The sequence below is a fragment of the Methylomonas sp. MS20 genome, from assembly GCF_050275925.1.
Lineage (GTDB): Bacteria > Pseudomonadota > Gammaproteobacteria > Methylococcales > Methylomonadaceae > Methylomonas > Methylomonas koyamae_A.
The window spans coordinates 5,365,947-5,383,090 of sequence record NZ_CP189962.1; the positions used below are offsets into that span (position 1 = coordinate 5,365,947).

Consider the following 17,144-nt stretch of genomic DNA (forward strand, 5'->3'; position numbering starts at 1 on the left):
GTTCGTTTTGAGTAGAACGCGCACCATAACAAAATAAAAAAAAGAGGCAATGCGACATAACGTCACATTGCCTGTTCTCGGAGTTGCAAGATTCCCGGAGCGGAGAATCCTCTAGTCGAGAGAGGAGGTTTAAGAGGTAGGTTGCATCACGCGCGCGGGTCCTCGCGAGTCGCCGCGGCCCATTCCGGCGAATAGCCGGCCATAATGGTGGGATCGGGCACATCCATCACCACTGATTCGCTGGCCATTAACGTGCCAACGATGCTCACTGCATTACGTAATCCCAAACGGACTACCTTCACCGGATCGATGATGCCGATGTCCAAGAAGGGACCCAAGCGTTGCCGCTGCGTATCGTAGGCGTAACTCTCGCCGGCGTGTCGGCGTAAGTCCGCCGCGACGATTTCCCCATTCAGACCGGCGTTGCTGAGTATTTGTCGCAACGGCGCGAATAAGGCCTGACTCAAAATCGCCACGCCGCGCTGTTGTTCGGCATTCTCGGCGATGACCTCGTCCAAGACCGCCGCGACGGCGACAAGCCCGGCACCACCGCCGGGCATGACGCCTTCCTCCAGCGCCGCTTGCACCGACTTGTAGGCGTTTTCGATGCGGACCATGCGTTCCTTGATTTCGATGTCGGTGACACCTCCGACGCTGAACACCCCGGTTTTACCGGACAGCATCGCGATGCGTTCTTCCAACTCGTCCGCTTCGTGCTGATTGCCGGTCGGGGAGCCGTCGCCCGGTTTGCGGGCGCGCACGTCCGCGAGCGCTTGACGCAAGCCGGACACAACCCGCGCGACGGCTTCGGAATCACCGGCGCCGGCCAGTATGGTAGTTGTTTCCGCGCCGACGATTGCGCGCTCCGCCTGGCCCAGTTGCGCCAACGTCAGATCTTCCAACCGAGTCCCGTGGCTTTGTAGGACCGGCGTGGCGCCTGTCAACAAGGCTAAGTCGTTCAATCTTTCCAGCCGGCGATCGCCAAAACCGGGCGGCTTGACCGCGACAGTTTTGAACACGCCCCGAATGTGGTTCAGCAGCATGCCGGTCAACGCGCTGTCGCGGACATCGTCGGCGATCACTAATAACGAACGATGCTGGTCGGCGACTTGTTCCAAGATGGGCACCAAATCCATCAAGTCGACGATTTCCCGATCGCAGAGCAGGATGTAAGGACGCTCAAGTTCCGCCGTGGCCCGATTGCGGTCGGTCACGAAATAGGGCGACAAATAGCCCTGGTCGTAGCGAATACCCTCGACAATATCCAGTTCGTCGTCCCGCCCGTTACCCAGTTGAAAAGTCAAGGGGCCATCTTGACCCAATTCGGCGAAAGCTCGGTTGAGCAATGTGCCGACGCCGGGCTCATCCTTGCTGGCGACTGCCGCTATTCGGGCGATCCATTCCGGCGTGACGTCTGTCAATGCCCGGCGCCGCAATTCAATTTCAACCAGCGTCAGCGCCAGATCCAGGCCTTTTTGCAGTTGCAGTGGATGGAAGCCGGCCGCGACGCTTTTCAAACATTCCGCGGCGATCGCTCGAGCCAATACGATCGCCGTGGTGGTGCCGTCGCCGACTTGCCGCGACACGGATCCCGCGACGTCGCGCAGCATTCGCCCACCCAGATCGGCAACCCGGTCTTCGAGAATGATCGAGTTGGCGACGGTCACCCCGTCGCGAGTAAAGATGGGCGGCATGCCATCGGTACGGTGCTGAATCAGTACCGCCGGCCCGGAACTGCCTAGCGTTGCCGCCGCGGCCCTAGCCACGGTGTCCATGCCTTGCATGATCCGTAAGCGGGCCTCGGGGTTGTAAATAATTTGTTTACTCATAAGTCTCGTATGCTGGTGACGGACCAACGCTCCCCGCCAAAATCGGCTTGCTCCCGAAGGGAGAACCGGCGAGGGCGCTAACCCAAGTTCTTAAAACCCAAACCGCCCCCTAAAAGCCATTCGTCCGGAACAGCTTTTCAGAAAGGTATCCTTTTGCCTTTGGGGAAGGTTGGGAACTAGTGCGGCAATCAAGTTCGGTTTTTCATCAACGCCTGACCGGCCCGCGCTCGCGACAATCTGGCCCGCTTCAGCCTCAGCCAAACCCAAGTCAGTTTTTTGTCGTTATGGTCCAGCGCCAGTCGAAAGGCCTCTTCGTCCTCGGGCGGCATGCGCCTTTCCCAGTACTCCAGCAACTCGGCAACGCGCTCGTCGCCGAGCTTGGCAACCAAACGGATTTCTTCGGCGGCAAGCGCCCGAATGCTGTCTTCCAATTCCATGACCATTTCGTTGATAAACGCTTGATCTTCGCTTTTCATCGGATTCAAGCGGCGCTAGGCAAAAATTTTTCCAGGTAGATTTTGTCGCGCGGGATGCCGACTTCGGCGCAGACCGCGTAAGTGGCATCGACCATGCCCGGCGGACCGCACAAATACAAATCCGGTTTGACGCCGGTACCCTGCAAGTCACGGCGTAAAATATCCACGACGCTGCCTTTCTCGCCATGCCAGCCGTCGCTGGCCTTCCAAACGCAAATACGCACCGACAAGGTCGGCATGGCTTGTTCCAGTTGCTGGAGCTGATCTCCGTAGAACACTTCCTGCTCGGTGTTGACGCCGAAATAGATCACGCAGGGCTGAGGTTCTTCCCATTCGTGCATGCGGCGTACCATTGATAGGATCGGTGCCAGTCCGGTACCGCCGGCCACGAAATAACGTGGCGTAAAACCGTTTTCCTTCAATCCGAACACGCCCAAGGGCCCAACTACGTGAATGGTCTGGCCGACATAGGCATCCTGTTGCAAATAGGAAGAAAACTTACCGTTGTCGACGATACGAATTAAAAACTCCAACTCGCCGCGATTGTTGGCGGTATTGGCCGGCGAATAAGACCGACTGATTTCCGTACCCGGAATGACCAAGTTGTAGTACTGTCCCGAATCCAGCCGAATTTGCTGATCGTCACCGAGCTTTTGCAAACGCAATTTCACAACGTTACTGGACACCTGCGCCAATTCAACAATTTCGGCGTCGAATTCCAAACCCTCCGGCGAAAACGAAATCCGGTCATAGGTATACGGCACTTCGATTTCCAGATTAGTCGTCGGGAAACAACGGCACAACAATACGAAACCCTCTTCGGCCTCGTCGGGCGGCAGGGCCTGGACACTGACCTTACCGATTTCGTAATCGCCTTCGGTACAAAATCCCTTGCAGGTCGCGCAACCGCCCTCGCGACATGAGGCCATCAGATAGATATCCTGGCGCAATCCGGCGCTGATGATATCTTCGTCGTCTCCGCAATCGAAGGCGACCGATTCACCGTCCTCGGTGATGATTTTGACATTATGCATCATGTTAAGCGTCTCCCTGGCCGACGCGCGCCGCAGAGACATTGAAAAACGCCATCACGTGCTCAACTGCCCGGCGAGAGGCGTCCAGCGTCAACGAGCACCCTTCTTGCACCAGCTTGCGGTCGCGGTAGATGGTCCAGCGCCACATGAAGTCCAAGTCTTCGCCGAATGCGGTATAGGGGGCAACATCGTATAACTTGGTCACCGGCGCGGAGGCGTCCGGAAACGGCGGTGGCGTCGCCGATTTGATATTGGCTAGTAAATCCATCGTACTGTCTATCGAGTTAGATTGAGAATAAGCCGAGACGCGATCCGGCGCCCCAACCGAAAAAACCGGGGGAAAGAAGAGCCCGCCATCCATGGCGGAACCCTAACATGCCGGAGAACGGGCCTCCCGCATACGAATAAAGGCCCGTTCGCCGACAATTCGATGCCCGACTATTGCAATGTCACGACTCTGACGCCACGCACTTTGCGTAGATCTTCGAGAGACATTTCGTAATAGTCGGTGTTACGCAACTCCATCAGCTTGGTGCCGAGAATGCGGTCGGTATCCATGAATACGTTGACCGGCATCATCGGCGGCTTGAAGGCTTGGCGGAAACCAATATGGATTTTTTCCGCCGCGAATTTATCGGTGCAGGCCGCCATTTTGGCAAGCACCGCATCCGCTTCCTTCTGGGCATCGGCGCCGTTGGCGCATTGGTTTTGGATTTGCTGATCGTTAAGCTCCTTGTGTTTCAACAAGGCTACTTTTTCCTCGAGCTTGCACTCGATCCAACCCCAATCGAGTTCAAGATCATAGCTTGCACGAAGCGGCGTGGTGTACTTGAGACGAAACTCGTTAAGCATTTCCACGCCTTTGGCCAGCGTATTGAGCGAACCGATTTTTTTGATCCATTCATCGCGAACCGGGTTGTCATGAATGTTGTAATTTGCCATGGGTAAAAACTCCTATGATTTCAGGTCTTCCAATTGACGATCCAGGCCCATCAACTCCGAAGTGATGGTGAATTTCTCGCCCAGGGTAAAGGCACGGCCGATCGTGGACGAAACGTCCACCAGGAAGTCATAGACGCTGAAGTGACGACCCAACAACTCCGAGACTTCCTCGCAATCGACTTCGATTTTGCCGGTGGCTTTCAACCACCAGTAGCCGGCGCGGTCTTCGACCACTAAAGTCGGATTGTCGGCCTTGCGATCGCCCAGCAAGATTTCGTCGACGACGATGTTAATCTCGTCGGATTTTTTCAGCACCAGAACCACTTCGTTGCTTTCATGCACCACTTGGTTTTCTTCGGCGAAATACTCGTCGGCAAAAGCTTTGCCGGTTTTGGCCATAATGCCGGCGCCGTACGCGTTAGAACTGACTGACATGTTGCTCTCCTTATTTCAAGCCTTGCAGAATGGTTTTGATAATGGCCGCTTTGTCGAATTTGTAGCTGACTTTGTCGGCATAATCGAGTTTCCAGTCGTCGAAGACCCGCTCTAACGCAGCCTCAACGGCATCCTTGCTGGTCACACCGGGAATGGTCGGGATTTTTGTAAAAATGCCCATGAAATCCTGCAATGCTTGCACTGTTCTTGGCAACCATTTGTCGGTCCAAGCCCGCATCATCCGGCGGTTGTAGTCGCCGAACTCAGCGTCGTCACCTAGACATTCGAAGAACATGTCGGAGGTGATGCCCTTGGTTTGCGAGAAATACAACTGCATTTGGTTGATAAAAAACGGCGTCAAGGTATCACCGTAGTAGGAGGACAGGCGTTGGAAAAACTCCCGACGCACGAACTGGCCGAACAAGGGGTCGTAAACCATGTGGCAAGACCACAGGATTTCGTTCCAGTCGTACGTGGCTTGCCAGATGTCCTGAACCGTTTCGCGCGCACCTTTGTAGATGGCCCCTTGCGTCCATTCGCGTTTCGGTTCGTCGGTGGATTCAGGAAATCCAGGCACCAATTTCGCCAAAAAGGTTCTTTCCAATTGTATCATTTGCGCGTTATCGACTTTATCGAAGCCGATCATCGCGATACTCATCCGCAAGGTATCGCCCAGGCAGTCGCGGGACGCCGAGGAATGCGCGTTGAACAAACCGTACTCGTTGAAGCAAAACGCGCCGAGATAGTCGTTCAATACTTCGTCGCGCCAAATGGGGTCGATCGAGCGCACTTGACCTTCGGATGAATACGCCAGCAGGAAACGATCGGTGTAACGCCATTCCTCCGCTTTGTCTTTCACGTACGGTGCGTGCCAACGTTTAGCGGGATCGCGGTGTTTGTGCCAGTCGGTGGAATGCAGTTCAGTAGTCTCGTTACCCCAGGACGGACGGCCGCCGTGGAATTTTTGAGTCCAATCGCCCCAGTCCAACCCCCCGGGAATCCAGTCCGGGGTGGGTTGCGCATAGCAGGTCAATACTTCGTATTCGGTCAGCCGGCGACCGCGCGGCTTAACGAAGTAGTTCATCTTACGTTGTGTATCCAGCGGCTGATCGGGAATGGCTTCCAGAATTTCTTTGACCATGTCCGGATCGGTCAATCCGCGTTTTCCTTGTTGTACTTGTACAGACATTGAGCTGTCTCCTAAGATAGTGGTAAGAACGACGTTTACAGAGCGTCCAACGGGTCTTTAAACACGCAGTTCAGCTTTTTGATGTCGTCCAAGGTCCACAACTTGCCGTTTTTGTTGGTGTGCGGTTGGGCGATCAAGGTTTTACCGTCGCTACGCACGCCGTGCTGTTCGGCGATTACTTCGGACAATTCGCGTCCCGCATATTGTTCGAACATGTTTTGGCATTCGTAACGTTCCGGCTCGCTCAACCACATCCGCTCGCCCCATTCGTCGCTAAACGAATGTTTTTTGCCGTTGTACTCGTGGACTCTCAGCGTGCTGGCGCCTTTGCACAATGAAGGGCAGAACGGTACTTGCGAAACGCGGTCGATGTAGATCGGATGGTTGTTTTCGATGAACCACATCAACGGAATAAAGCCGCTGTTCGGATCTTCGCAACCGCGCGCGCGCCACTCGTCGTAGATTTTGCCGTATTGGTCGTACCAGCCTGGATAGTTGGCTTCGAACCAGTCCGCTTCTTCGGCGGTCGGCAGCGTCAAGCGGAAGAAACCGGTGGGCCACAAGGCATAGGCCAACAGGAACAGGTCGTGGTGAGCCCAATACGCGTCTTTTTTCGCATCGCGCAAACTGCGTGGCGATTCGACACCATATTTGCCTAGACGGCCGATCCAGATGCCACCCCAGTCTTCGTAAACCCAGCGGTTCCAGGTTTTGACCCAAGGCTCGACTTTGAATTTCGAGCCGTACTCAAACAACATACCCAATACCGGCGTGAAGTATTTTTGTTGGGTCCAGAACGCGTTGTTCAAATCGGTGTTCAGATATTTGGAAGCCGCCGCGTCGTTGGCGATGGACACCACGGTTTGATAACCGTTGGCCATGTGGCGCAACTCGTCGGTTTCGATCGACAGGAACACGGTCGGGGTAATTTCGTCGCCGTTGGCCGCCGCCCATTCAGTGATCGCGACGATCAACGGATTGGTGAAGCAAGCCTCGCCGACCAATTGCAGGTTAACCGAGCACTCGACGGCGTCACCGGAGATAAAGCCGTCGGAGAACACCCGCTTCATACCTTTCCACAGCGGGCCGATGGTACGAGTCCGGCGTGCATCGTTATGGCCGGCGGGATCGTGGAAATGCTTACTGAAGTAGTAGTTTACGTAACCGCATTGGTTGGTGTGGCGAATTTCATCCAACACCTGAGCCAAGTAGCCGTTTTTTTGCTCGGGCGCGGAAGCCGAATCCCACAGCATGCCGGTCGCGGCGATGGCGTTGTATTCGCCGACTTCCAAGAAGTTGGAAGCGACTTTCATGGTTTCGCCCCATTTCGGATGTACGCGATTGCCCGCATCCAAGCGAGTCAGCACGTCTTGCAAACTGCCGAACTGGCGCTCGTCCTTGACCGACTCCATTCTGGCGTATTCCTTGGCGATCAGCTTGAACTGTTCCTTGGTTTCATTCGCCATTTTGTACTTGGTAGGATACTTGGTGCGATTTTTGTCAAAGTCCCAAGTGAAACTTTGCAACCACCGATGGACTTCCTGGGCGTTGACGCTGGTTGGCGCGCGATTGACGGCCAAGGCATCGGTTGCGGCTTTTGTTGCTGCACTTATAGCCATGTTGATTCCTCATTGTACTGTTATAGGTTTGATCGAGGCCGGCGCCGATCGGCGGGGTGCTTTTCGTCGTCTTGAAGTGCTTTCATCTGCGGGGCGGCGCAGGCCTCGGTGCCTAATAGTGCAAGCAGCGTACCAACTTGAACAAAAGCAATTTTTTTGATCTGAATCAATAATTTGAAAGCCGCCGAAGCCAGCGCCAATACAGCGGAATTAGCGTCCACTTTCTGGACGTTGCTTAGAAATAAGACGTTCAATCGAAGCGACCGGTTCGCGGCGATTAAGCGGCCATTAAGGGGACGCGGCTACTCTGGAACCCACTCAAATCAATCGAGCGAACAGCCCAGAGGCACCGTATGAAAACCTTGCAAGTCACGATACTGGCGATTGCCGCGTTCACCCTGTCGGGTTGTGCGACGGGTTATTACCAACGTGGCTACACCGGTTACGGGTATGGCTCCAGTTACGGCGTGTATCAGCCCTATCAGGGTTACGGTAGCGGTTATTACTCTCCCGGCACGCAATTCAACTACGGCACCTATTACATTCAACCCGGCCACTACCGCGATCATCACGATAGGGATCGCCATGAGCACCATGAGCGACGCGAATCGAATTCCGGAAACCACGAACATCACGAGAGTAACTGGCATGGTGGGGTGGGGCACCACGAGTCGCACGGAAGCGAGGGCTGGGGGGAACGCGGCCATCGGAGCGAGACCGAGACAAGACACGATTTCAGCGGCGGGCCTACCGCCAATGCCGCCGGCAGCGAACATCATCGCCATCACGAACACGGCGAACGCCGCCATTGAAAATCATCGCTTGGGAAAGCAGCGACCCGACGTTAGCCGGGCCTCGGCCAACGGGATTTAGTCGCTTAGAGTTCTATGCGAATGCCTAACTCGATCACGCGCTCGACGGGGATTTTGAAGTACTCGATCGCACTGGTCGAGTTATGAGTCAGGAAACTGAATAAGGAACGGCGCCATTTAGGCATCGGGCTCTTGCGGCGGAACGACAAGCGCTCGCTACCAATGAAAAACGACACGGTCTTTTGGTTGATGTCCAAACCTTCATGGCAACACAGTTGCAAAGCGCGGCGCACATCCTGTTCCTCCTGAAAACCGAAATAGAGCTTCACTCGGTAAAAACTGCGGTTATGGCCGAACGCCCTGATTTTTACGCGATGAGATTCGTCGACGTAAGGCTCTTCGGTGGTCACGATCGTCAACACGATGATCTTCTCGTGTAACACCCGGTTGTGCTCCAAATTGTGCAACAAAACTTGCGGAACCCCGTGCATGCTGCGGGCCATGTAAATCGCGGTGCCGGGCACCGTCACCGGCGGCTGGGTCTTCAACCGTTCTTCCAGTTCTTCGAACAACACCCGCCGATCTTCGAGATATTTGGCCAGTAATTCGCGCCCCTTGATCCAAGTCGTCATCACCAAGAACAATATTGCGCCCACCACCAGCGGCAGCCAGCCGCCAGTCGGAATCTTCAAGCTGTTGGACGCCAAGAACAACAAATCCACCGACAGGAAAATAGACAGGAATGCGATGCTAGTAGGGCGATTCCAACGCCACAAGCCCTGAATGACGATGAAGGCCAGAACTGTATCGACGATCATGGTACCTGTCACGGCGATGCCGTAAGCGGAAGCCAACGCCGAAGCCGATTTAAAACTTAACACCAGCACGAACACGCAAACCGCCATCAAACCGTTGATGGCCGGCACGTAAACCTGGCGCATTTCATAGCCGGAGGTATGCCGCACGGTCATCCGTGGGCAATAACCGAGTTGTATCGCCTGCCGGGTCACCGAAAACGCGCCGGAAATCACGGCCTGCGAAGCGATCACCGTCGTCAGCGTCGACAAAATCAGCAGCGGATATTGCGCCCAATTCGGCGCCAACAGATAAAACGGATTGCGTATCGCCGACGGATCGCTGATCAGCAAGGCGCCCTGACCAAAATAATTCAGCATCAGCGCCGGAAACACCACGAAGAACCATGCGCAACGTATCGGCTTCAAACCGAAATGCCCCATGTCGGCATACAAGGCCTCAGCGCCGGTGATGACCAACACGATGGCTCCCATGATCAAAAAGCCCTTCCAGCCGATCTCTACCAACAAATGCAGAGCATGAAAGGGATTGATCGCCATCAGGACCTCGGGGGCGCTACCAATATTGACGATGCCCAGCAATGCCAGGGTGGCGAACCAAGCGCACATGATCGGCGAGAACAAGCGGCCGACGACGCCGGTACCCTTGACTTGCAAAATGAACAACAAGCTCAATACCGCGATCGCGGCCGGCACGACGTATTCGTGTAAACGGGGCGCGATGACCTTTAAGCCCTCCACCGCACCCAACACCGAGATTGCCGGCGTAATAATGCTATCGCCGTAAAACAACGAGGCGCCAAGCAAACCCAGCGTGACGATGAATCCCTTACGGCGCGGATCGTTTCTGGCGCCTCGCAGCGCCAGCGCCATCAAGGCCATGATGCCGCCTTCGCCGCGATTGTCGGCCCGCATGATAAACGTGGCATATTTGGTGCTGACGACCAGTGTCAGCGACCAAAAGATCAGCGACAACACCCCGAGCACATGTTCGGTATCGGTTGGCAAGCCGCCGTGAAACACCTCTTTCATCGCGTAAAGCGGACTCGTGCCGATATCGCCAAACACCACGCCGATAGCGCTTAGCGCGAGAGTAGAAAGTTTTTCCTTGGGGGGGAATGGGTGTTTCGAAGGCATGGCGAGTGTTGGATGCAAGCGAAAAGCTGTTGAAATTATGCCACATAACCCAGAATTGACCGCAATCGCAATTCTTTGGTGGGGATTTTATTTTCTGAATCGTCTTATGTTAATGAGGCTGTTTTCCAGGGAATGACTAACTCGCAGATGAAGCGAAGTTCATCCCGGACCGGCAAATAACTTACAATGTAAGATCGAATTTAGAACCTGCATACCTTCCAGCACTCATTGCATTCATGTATTTATTTAAAACCCACGAAGAGGCTTTGCAGATCAGCCCGCTAGCAAACTTTGGCGGCACGGGACCATCTCCGCGGGAGGCGAGAACTTCGATTTGGCGAACATTGCTGGGCGAGGAAAAGCCTTCCAATATGCTGAGTTTGCTGAGCGTGTTGGTACTGCTGGTTCATGTTTGGGGCTTGCGACAACTGTTGCAGCCTGTGGAAGCCTTGACGCAAGCGCAACCGCTGATGATGGAAGTGTCGATGATCGCGATCTCGGCGCCCAAACCCAGCGTGGCGCCGCCACCGCCCGCCCCGGCGCCTCCCGAGAAAAAACCGCCCGAAATCAAACCCAAGCCCAAACCCAAGCCGCTGCCCAAAAAGGCGCCACCCATCGTGCAAAAAGCACCGGAGTACGCGCCCAGCGAAGCGGCGGCCGAAACCCAGCCGACGCCAGTGACCGCACCGGCCAATCCGTCGCCGTCAGTGACGCAAACCACCAGTACCGCAACTCAGGCCGAGCCCTTTACCGAAGCCAATTTTCGGGCTAACTACGCTCATAATCCCAAGCCGGAATATCCGATGATCGCCAAAAGTCGGGGCTGGCAAGGAAAGGTCTTGCTGAAAGTGCAAGTGTCCGCCGAAGGCTTGGCCGATGCCGTGGCGCTGGAGCACAGCAGCGGTCACGAGGTTTTGGACGACTCGGCGGTCGAAGCGGTCAAACAATGGAAATTCATCCCTGCCAAACGCGGCGAAACACCGGTAGCCAGCTCGGTGATCGTCCCCATCATCTTTACATTGCGTGAATAAAAACGGAGAAATTAATGCCCTACCATATAGCCCCGGAATTGGTTATCGACGCCACGTTGTATACGTTGCTGGCGTTTTCGTTGATAACCTGGACTTTGATTTTTTTCAAAATCTGGCAGTTCGCTAAAAACAACTATTACAACAAGCAATTCAACGAAGCGTTTTGGGACTCCGCCGATCTATCCGCCGCCCAGCAATTGCCAGCCGAAAAGTTGCGCGGCCCTAAGGCGCGTGTCGCAACCTGCGGCTTTACTTGGCTGGCTGAAATGAGCCATCCCGAGACTTGCGCAAGCCTGCGATTCCGCGGCTCGCCGCAAGACTTGCTGGAGCAAACCTTGCGGCACCAAACCCAGATGGAACAGCGCAAAATGGAAAGCGGACTGACGATGCTGGCCAGTATCGGCAGCACCGCGCCGTTCGTCGGCTTATTCGGCACAGTGTTGGGCATCATGCACGCAATGCACGACATCAGCGCCAGCGGCTCGGCCAGTCTGGACGTGGTCGCCGGTCCGATCGGCGACGCGCTAATCGCCACCGCGATCGGTATCGCGGTAGCGGTTCCGGCCGTATTGGCCTACAATTTTTTCATGCGCCGGGCTAAGCATCACCGCGCCTCACTGGAAAATTTCGTGGACGGTTTCCTGCATATCGCGTTCGGCGACAACGCCAAAGACAAGGAGTAATCGATGGGCTTTAAAACCAATTCCGAAGAAGACGAAGCCGTTAGCGAAATCAACGTCACGCCGCTGGTCGACGTCATGTTGGTACTGGTGATCATCCTGCTGGTCACCGCGCCGCTGTTAACGCAATCGGTCAATGTGGCGCTACCCAAAACCGCCTCGACCACCCCTGACACCGAAAAACAGCCGATGCAACTCGGCATCGACGCGCAGGGCGGCGTCACGCTGAACAAAAACCCGATCGCCGACTTGGCTGGATTGGAGACCACGTTGCAGGGCGAATTAGCCGCCAATCCCGACATCGTGATCCACATCTACGCGGACCAAGGCGTTAACTACGGTAAAGTCGCCGAAGTGATGGCAACGGTGCAACATGCCGGTATTTCCAAACTGGCCTTCGTCACTGTCGAGCAATAAAGCGCCAAACCAAGCATTGCCTAAGGCCTAGTGCTTTAACTTGGCGAGTTCGGCCTCGAACTCATCCATCGTTAAGGCACCGCTCTTACCTGTTCGCCGATGAGCCGCATCGAAGAAATAGGTTCTAGGCAATTCCCCGAACCACGCCGGATCGATTTCATAACGCAATTTTTCCGAATTTTCGTCGGCGAACACCCAGTTATCCAGCGCCGCCAGGCGCTCATCGCCAATGATTCTGCGTATCTCCGGCAAAGCCTCGCCGTCGTCGACCGCGAGCATGACGATCTTCAGCTCCGGATGTTTTTCGTGCAGCGCCCTTAAGTTCTTCATGTCTTTCAGGCAGGACGGACAATCCACCGACCAAATCGCCAACAACAACGGCGCGTGCGCGGACTCGGCAAGAATTTGCCGATAGCTATCGATCCGAAACGGCTTGAACGCTATCTCATCGGCAACAGCCGAATGCCAGCCGGCCAGCACGCACGCAACCCAAACCAGCCATCTAAGTATTTTCATCATTTCCTCGGCAATACGGAGTAAAACTCCGTCAAATAACATAGTTTTAAAATCATTTGCCGCCACCATTTTGCGACCAAGAATCTCAAGCGTCACGGTTCGCCCGAATTGCCGAAAATTGTTTGAGCACTATCGCAGATTTGGCTTCAACGGCTTAATAACCGCCAATCTGCCGGACCCCGCCGCAGTCCATTTTCGGTGATTTCCCAGATACTGCCAGCCATTAATATTTTATATAACATAGTTTATTTAAATATTGGCTCCCTCCCGAATAAAACCATTTATTTATCATTGCCTTGAATTACAGGCTCCAAAATTGCTCGCGCAACGCTATTCCCAAAACCGGGCGAACACGCTTCCGTCCGGCCTTGGCGAGCCAATTTTATTTTCAAGGAACACTCGACATGCGAGAAACCATAAAAAAGACATCATTGCTACTGGCACTACCCACCATCCTGCATTCATCGCATAATTTGCAAGCGGCGGAATCCAAGGACAACACACTAGCCGATGTTATCGTTTCGGAAGATTCCGAAGACGGCCGCCCGGAAAAGCCCTCGAAAACCGACCTATCAACGCCTAAAACCAAAATCTCCAAGAAAGACATCGCCGAGACCAACGCCGTCACCACCTCCGATTCAATCAAATTCGAATCCGGCGTATTCGTCAGACAACGTTATATCGGCGATCCGAATGCACCGGTCGGCATGCGCGGCTCCAATCCTTACCAAGGCGGCCGGGTCATGGTATTTATGGATGGCATGCCAATCTGGAACGCCTTGCAATATTCGTTCAACGGCTCGCCGCGCTGGGGATTGATCGGTCCGGGCGAAATCAAATCGGTCGATATTCTATCGGGACCGTTCTCCGCCGAATACAGCGGCAACGCCATGGGCGGCGTGATCAACTTCAATACTCTGCTACCGCAAAAGCGCGAGGTCTATACCGAGGCAACCTATATCTTCCAACCCTATCAGTTCGAAGGCACCAGCAAAAACCTGCAAGGATTCCGGACCTTCGGCTCTTACGGCGATAAGTTCGGCGACTTCAGCAGCTACTTCTCTTACAACCATTTAGAGAACGAAGGCCAGCCGATGACCACCTATAACTACTCGAATACGTCCGGTGCCAACGGCGGCGCGCTAAGAGCCTACACCTCCGGAGCCGGATCGGTCAGCGGCGCCTATCTCGAGCGCAATCCCCGAGCCGTCGGAAATCAGGCCAACCAAGGCGGTTATGCCGGCCAGCCTCGACTATCCTATGGCGACAGCGGTGTCGTGCATTCGGTGGACGATTTGTACAAATGGAAAGGCGGCTATCAAATCAATCCGCAACTCGACGCTTTGTTCACCGTCGCTTTCGAAAATCTGGACGTCACCAGCGTTGGCCAAACTTATCTGCGCAAGGCCGACGGTACGCCGGTCTACGGTAACGGCAGCACGACTTACAACTACAACGGCTTACGGATCGTCCCGGTCGGGACCAATTTCGGCGCCAGCCAACAAAATCGGCAAACTCTAACGCTAGGTGGCGGCTTGAAAGGCCAGCTATTCGGCAATTGGAACACCGACACCCACGTCAGTTATTTTGACGTCCTGCACGACCAGACGATCTCCTCGTCCTTGAATCCCAGCGACCCCAACAATACCAATGCCGGCCAAATCAGCGATGTCGACAGCATGGGCTGGGTCAATATTTCAACGAAATTCGACAACCAAAAGTTCTTCGATCGCGAAGACCTGTCGTTTTCGACCGGCATGGAATATCAACACGCCAAAATGTTCACCAGCCAATACAGTACCAGCAACTATACGGCCACCAACCGCGATCGGCTAACCTTGCGTAGCGGCGGCGCGACCGACACCTACGGCCTGTTCGGCCAACTGTCATGGCGGTTTATCCAGGACTGGGACGCCACATTCGGTAGCCGGTTGGAACGTTGGAACGTGTCGGACGGCATTTATCTGTCCGGCAACAATAATTACTCGCCACGGGACCGTCAAGCATCGACATGGTCGCCAAAATTCTCGTTGGGCTACGAACCGGGCCGCTGGAAATTCCGCTACTCGGTCGCCAAAGCCTACCGGTTTCCGCTGGTGGGCGAATTGTTCGACAACTCGAACAGTTTGAGGGGTAGCGTCAGTCTGGCCAATTCGCTATTGAAGCCGGAAGACGGAACCCACCACAACCTGATGGGGGAGTACGATTTCAATAACGGGTATATCCGCTTGAATCTGTTCCATGAAAACGTGCGCAACGCCATTTACAGTTCGACGATCTCCAACTCGTTATTGATCGCTCAAGACCCCGCTACCTTCGGGCCGGGCGGCTTGAACCTGAACGCCAGCAACTTCAGCAGCCTGTTGGCGTCAATCGACGAAGTGGAAATTAACGGTATCGATTTGACAATCAACCAAGACCGGGTATTCGACTCGAATTTCGACATCAAACTGGATACGACGATTTTGAATTCGAAAATTCTGAAGAACGATGCCAACGTCAATTACGTCAGCAAGAGCTTTCCGCTGCTACCTGACTATCGAGCCAACCTGTTAACGACCTACCACTACGGCAAAGACTGGGACTTTTCGGTCGGTACCCGCTACCAAGGCAGAATGTACGCCCAGCTCGACAACAAGGATCTGCAATTGCCCTATTACGCGGCCTTTACCGAATCGGTCTACGTCGATCTGAAAGCCACTTACCGCTTCAACAATGCCGGACATATCTCGGCGGGGGTCGATAATATCAACGACTATCAAGCCTTCTTTAACCATCCGTTGCCGCAACGGACATTCTTTGCTCAAATCGGCTACAAGTTCTAGACGGCAAACCCGCCACCGAACAGCCGATGTCCGCTACCCAGCGGCCCGGACCCGAAACAGCGGGGCTATTGGAAACAGCCCCGCCCGACAACCGCCGCCGACTTCCGGAAGCACGACCGGAGCGCCGGCTAAACACTTCACCTCATGAAAAAAACCTTTGTTTTTGCAATCGCGGCGCTTTGGCTATTTAATGGCTGCGCCGAACAACCGCTGTCGACCGAATCGCCAACCTTGGCCGAAGCATCGCCCGCCGATCAGGCGCCGGCTTGCCCGGCACCGACACCCCATCGCGCTTGCTCGGATACCGTCACACCGACCTTCGACGCCGACGGCACGCTTTGGATCGTCTGGGCCAACGACAAGCACGTTTATTTACAATCCTCGACCGACAAAGGCCAGCACTTCTCCGAGCCATCGCGGGTCAATGCCGAACCGGAAGCCGTCGCCTCGCACGGCGAATATCGGCCTAAAATCAAAGCCGATCGACAAGGCAATTTATTCGTGACTTGGACTCAAAATCTGGAAAAACGCCATAGCGGGCACATTCGATTTTCTCGTTCCAACGATGGCGGGCGAAGTTTTAGCAAACCGGTCACGATCAACGACGATCCCAATATCACCGGCCACCGCTTCGACAGCCTTGCGGTTGGACAAAATGGCGAAGTCTTCATCGCATGGCTGGACGCTCGCGATAAGGACAAGGCCAAAGCCGAAAATCGGCCCTTCGACGGCTCGGCGGTCTATTTCACGTGGTCGCGGGACGGCGGACAAAGCTTTCAACCCAACCGGATACTGGCCCCTCACAGTTGCGAATGCTGCCGTCTGGGTACCGAGATCGACAGCGACAATCTGCCGGTAGTCCTTTGGCGGCATGTTTTCGACGGCGGCATCCGCGATCACGCCATCGACAAATTCGTAGACTGGGACACGCCTGGCCCCGTCAAGCGCGTCGAAAACGCAAACTGGAAAATCGACGCCTGTCCTCACCACGGCCCGGCGCTGTCCATCGACGACGGCGCCTATCATGTGGTCTGGTTTAGCGGCACCGAATCCCGGCCGGGCCTGTTTTATACCCGCTCGATCAATCAGGGCCGAGACTTTTCCCCGCCGTATCCATTTGGCGGCGCCGGCGCCAAACACCCCCACGTGCTAGCCAAAGACCGACAAGTTTGGGTGGTTTGGTCCGAATTCGACGGCAATCGGAATATAGTGAGGCACCTGCACTCGGGCGATTCCGGCGAAAGCTGGTCGCCGGCAGAAACCTTGGCAACCACGACAGGCAAGGCCGATGACGCCTTTCTGATCGGAGACGACCGGGACGTGTATTTGTCCTGGCAAACGGATCGCGGCTACCGCTTCGTTCCGCTGACCCAGTAAACAGCCGAAC

Annotated in this window: 17 protein-coding genes; 6 read left to right on the forward strand and 11 right to left on the reverse strand. The window is 55.0% G+C overall.

Annotated features, from left to right (window positions below; genetic code table 11):
• Nucleotides 1-146: 146 nt before the first annotated feature.
• The 9 genes from groEL to ACQE3D_RS23965 all read right to left on the reverse strand — a co-directional run bounded on the left by groEL (nt 147) and on the right by ACQE3D_RS23965 (nt 7,778).
• Nucleotides 147-1,829 (reverse strand): chaperonin GroEL, encoded by a 1,683-nt coding sequence (gene groEL / locus ACQE3D_RS23925; RefSeq protein ID WP_313731012.1) that lies wholly within the window; start codon nt 1,827-1,829, stop codon nt 147-149.
• Between the two features lie 188 nt (nt 1,830-2,017).
• A complete protein-coding gene (locus ACQE3D_RS23930) occupies nt 2,018-2,305 on the reverse strand; it encodes a hypothetical protein (RefSeq protein WP_064028385.1) in 288 nt (95 codons plus the stop codon).
• A gap of 5 nt (nt 2,306-2,310) precedes the next feature.
• Nucleotides 2,311-3,342: an aromatic/alkene monooxygenase hydroxylase FAD-binding subunit MmoC gene (mmoC, locus tag ACQE3D_RS23935; RefSeq protein WP_231883651.1), complete on the reverse strand. Its 1,032-nt coding sequence runs from the start codon at nt 3,340-3,342 to the stop codon at nt 2,311-2,313.
• 1 nt (nt 3,343) lies between these two features.
• Entirely contained in the window at nt 3,344-3,607 is a 264-nt protein-coding gene (gene mmoD / locus ACQE3D_RS23940; RefSeq protein ID WP_064028387.1) for a soluble methane monooxygenase-binding protein MmoD, read from the reverse strand.
• Nucleotides 3,608-3,777: 170 nt separating this feature from the next.
• Nucleotides 3,778-4,281, reverse strand: coding sequence for an aromatic/alkene monooxygenase hydroxylase subunit gamma (mmoZ, locus tag ACQE3D_RS23945; protein WP_064028389.1), 504 nt, complete (start codon nt 4,279-4,281; stop codon nt 3,778-3,780).
• Between the two features lie 12 nt (nt 4,282-4,293).
• Nucleotides 4,294-4,716, reverse strand: coding sequence for a methane monooxygenase regulator MmoB (mmoB, locus tag ACQE3D_RS23950; protein WP_064028391.1), 423 nt, complete (start codon nt 4,714-4,716; stop codon nt 4,294-4,296).
• Between the two features lie 10 nt (nt 4,717-4,726).
• Nucleotides 4,727-5,905, reverse strand: a complete 1,179-nt coding sequence (gene mmoY, locus ACQE3D_RS23955) for an aromatic/alkene monooxygenase hydroxylase subunit beta (RefSeq protein WP_168028529.1) — start codon at nt 5,903-5,905, stop codon at nt 4,727-4,729.
• 35 nt (nt 5,906-5,940) lie between these two features.
• On the reverse strand, nt 5,941-7,524 hold the full coding sequence (mmoX, locus tag ACQE3D_RS23960) for an aromatic/alkene monooxygenase hydroxylase subunit alpha (RefSeq protein WP_064028395.1): 1,584 nt from the start codon (nt 7,522-7,524) through the stop codon (nt 5,941-5,943).
• Between the two features lie 20 nt (nt 7,525-7,544).
• Nucleotides 7,545-7,778, reverse strand: coding sequence for a hypothetical protein (locus ACQE3D_RS23965; protein WP_139306385.1), 234 nt, complete (start codon nt 7,776-7,778; stop codon nt 7,545-7,547).
• Between the two features lie 99 nt (nt 7,779-7,877).
• On the opposite strand from ACQE3D_RS23965, the gene ACQE3D_RS23970 reads away from it, so the two are divergent.
• Nucleotides 7,878-8,336, forward strand: coding sequence for a hypothetical protein (locus ACQE3D_RS23970; RefSeq protein WP_071160744.1), 459 nt, complete (start codon nt 7,878-7,880; stop codon nt 8,334-8,336).
• A gap of 65 nt (nt 8,337-8,401) precedes the next feature.
• Here ACQE3D_RS23970 and ACQE3D_RS23975 read toward each other — a convergent pair whose 3' ends face one another.
• Complete coding sequence (locus ACQE3D_RS23975) at nt 8,402-10,288, reverse strand: potassium transporter Kup (RefSeq protein ID WP_064028403.1); 1,887 nt, start codon at nt 10,286-10,288, stop codon at nt 8,402-8,404.
• A gap of 236 nt (nt 10,289-10,524) precedes the next feature.
• Between ACQE3D_RS23975 and ACQE3D_RS23980 the strand changes: the two genes are divergently transcribed.
• From ACQE3D_RS23980 to ACQE3D_RS23990, 3 genes are read left to right on the forward strand one after another with little or no spacing between them, the layout of a single operon-like run.
• Complete coding sequence (locus ACQE3D_RS23980; protein WP_427551340.1) at nt 10,525-11,319, forward strand: energy transducer TonB; 795 nt, start codon at nt 10,525-10,527, stop codon at nt 11,317-11,319.
• Nucleotides 11,320-11,333: 14 nt separating this feature from the next.
• Complete coding sequence (locus tag ACQE3D_RS23985) at nt 11,334-12,002, forward strand: MotA/TolQ/ExbB proton channel family protein (protein ID WP_064028407.1); 669 nt, start codon at nt 11,334-11,336, stop codon at nt 12,000-12,002.
• A 3-nt stretch (nt 12,003-12,005) separates the two neighbouring features.
• Nucleotides 12,006-12,416: an ExbD/TolR family protein gene (locus tag ACQE3D_RS23990; protein ID WP_064028409.1), complete on the forward strand. Its 411-nt coding sequence runs from the start codon at nt 12,006-12,008 to the stop codon at nt 12,414-12,416.
• Between the two features lie 27 nt (nt 12,417-12,443).
• Here the strand turns inward: ACQE3D_RS23990 and ACQE3D_RS23995 are convergent, their stop codons facing one another.
• Nucleotides 12,444-12,932 (reverse strand): TlpA family protein disulfide reductase, encoded by a 489-nt coding sequence (locus tag ACQE3D_RS23995; RefSeq protein WP_313731005.1) that lies wholly within the window; start codon nt 12,930-12,932, stop codon nt 12,444-12,446.
• 404 nt (nt 12,933-13,336) lie between these two features.
• On the opposite strand from ACQE3D_RS23995, the gene ACQE3D_RS24000 reads away from it, so the two are divergent.
• Both ACQE3D_RS24000 and ACQE3D_RS24005 read left to right on the forward strand, forming a co-directional pair.
• On the forward strand, nt 13,337-15,757 hold the full coding sequence (locus ACQE3D_RS24000) for a TonB-dependent receptor (RefSeq protein WP_071160745.1): 2,421 nt from the start codon (nt 13,337-13,339) through the stop codon (nt 15,755-15,757).
• 144 nt (nt 15,758-15,901) lie between these two features.
• Nucleotides 15,902-17,134 carry a sialidase family protein gene (locus ACQE3D_RS24005; protein WP_313731003.1) on the forward strand — a complete coding sequence of 411 codons (1,233 nt, stop codon included), beginning with the start codon at nt 15,902-15,904 and terminating at the stop codon, nt 17,132-17,134.
• The last annotated feature ends 10 nt before the right edge of the window (nt 17,135-17,144 follow it).

Excerpts from the sequence above, each read along its gene's own strand:
- mmoD (WP_064028387.1), bottom strand. The coding sequence starts at position 3,607 with ATGGATTTACTAGCCAATATCAAATCGGCGACGCCACCGCCGTTTCCG.
- mmoZ (WP_064028389.1), bottom strand. The coding sequence starts at position 4,281 with ATGGCAAATTACAACATTCATGACAACCCGGTTCGCGATGAATGGATC.
- ACQE3D_RS23995 (WP_313731005.1), bottom strand. The coding sequence starts at position 12,932 with ATGAAAATACTTAGATGGCTGGTTTGGGTTGCGTGCGTGCTGGCCGGC.
- ACQE3D_RS23930 (WP_064028385.1), bottom strand. The coding sequence starts at position 2,305 with ATGAAAAGCGAAGATCAAGCGTTTATCAACGAAATGGTCATGGAATTG.
- ACQE3D_RS24000 (WP_071160745.1), top strand. The coding sequence starts at position 13,337 with ATGCGAGAAACCATAAAAAAGACATCATTGCTACTGGCACTACCCACC.
- mmoB (WP_064028391.1), bottom strand. The coding sequence starts at position 4,716 with ATGTCAGTCAGTTCTAACGCGTACGGCGCCGGCATTATGGCCAAAACC.
- ACQE3D_RS23975 (WP_064028403.1), bottom strand. The coding sequence starts at position 10,288 with ATGCCTTCGAAACACCCATTCCCCCCCAAGGAAAAACTTTCTACTCTC.
- mmoY (WP_168028529.1), bottom strand. The coding sequence starts at position 5,905 with ATGTCTGTACAAGTACAACAAGGAAAACGCGGATTGACCGATCCGGAC.
- ACQE3D_RS23970 (WP_071160744.1), top strand. The coding sequence starts at position 7,878 with ATGAAAACCTTGCAAGTCACGATACTGGCGATTGCCGCGTTCACCCTG.
- groEL (WP_313731012.1), bottom strand. The coding sequence starts at position 1,829 with ATGAGTAAACAAATTATTTACAACCCCGAGGCCCGCTTACGGATCATG.
- mmoC (WP_231883651.1), bottom strand. The coding sequence starts at position 3,342 with ATGATGCATAATGTCAAAATCATCACCGAGGACGGTGAATCGGTCGCC.
- ACQE3D_RS23980 (WP_427551340.1), top strand. The coding sequence starts at position 10,525 with ATGTATTTATTTAAAACCCACGAAGAGGCTTTGCAGATCAGCCCGCTA.
- ACQE3D_RS24005 (WP_313731003.1), top strand. The coding sequence starts at position 15,902 with ATGAAAAAAACCTTTGTTTTTGCAATCGCGGCGCTTTGGCTATTTAAT.
- ACQE3D_RS23985 (WP_064028407.1), top strand. The coding sequence starts at position 11,334 with ATGCCCTACCATATAGCCCCGGAATTGGTTATCGACGCCACGTTGTAT.
- mmoX (WP_064028395.1), bottom strand. The coding sequence starts at position 7,524 with ATGGCTATAAGTGCAGCAACAAAAGCCGCAACCGATGCCTTGGCCGTC.
- ACQE3D_RS23990 (WP_064028409.1), top strand. The coding sequence starts at position 12,006 with ATGGGCTTTAAAACCAATTCCGAAGAAGACGAAGCCGTTAGCGAAATC.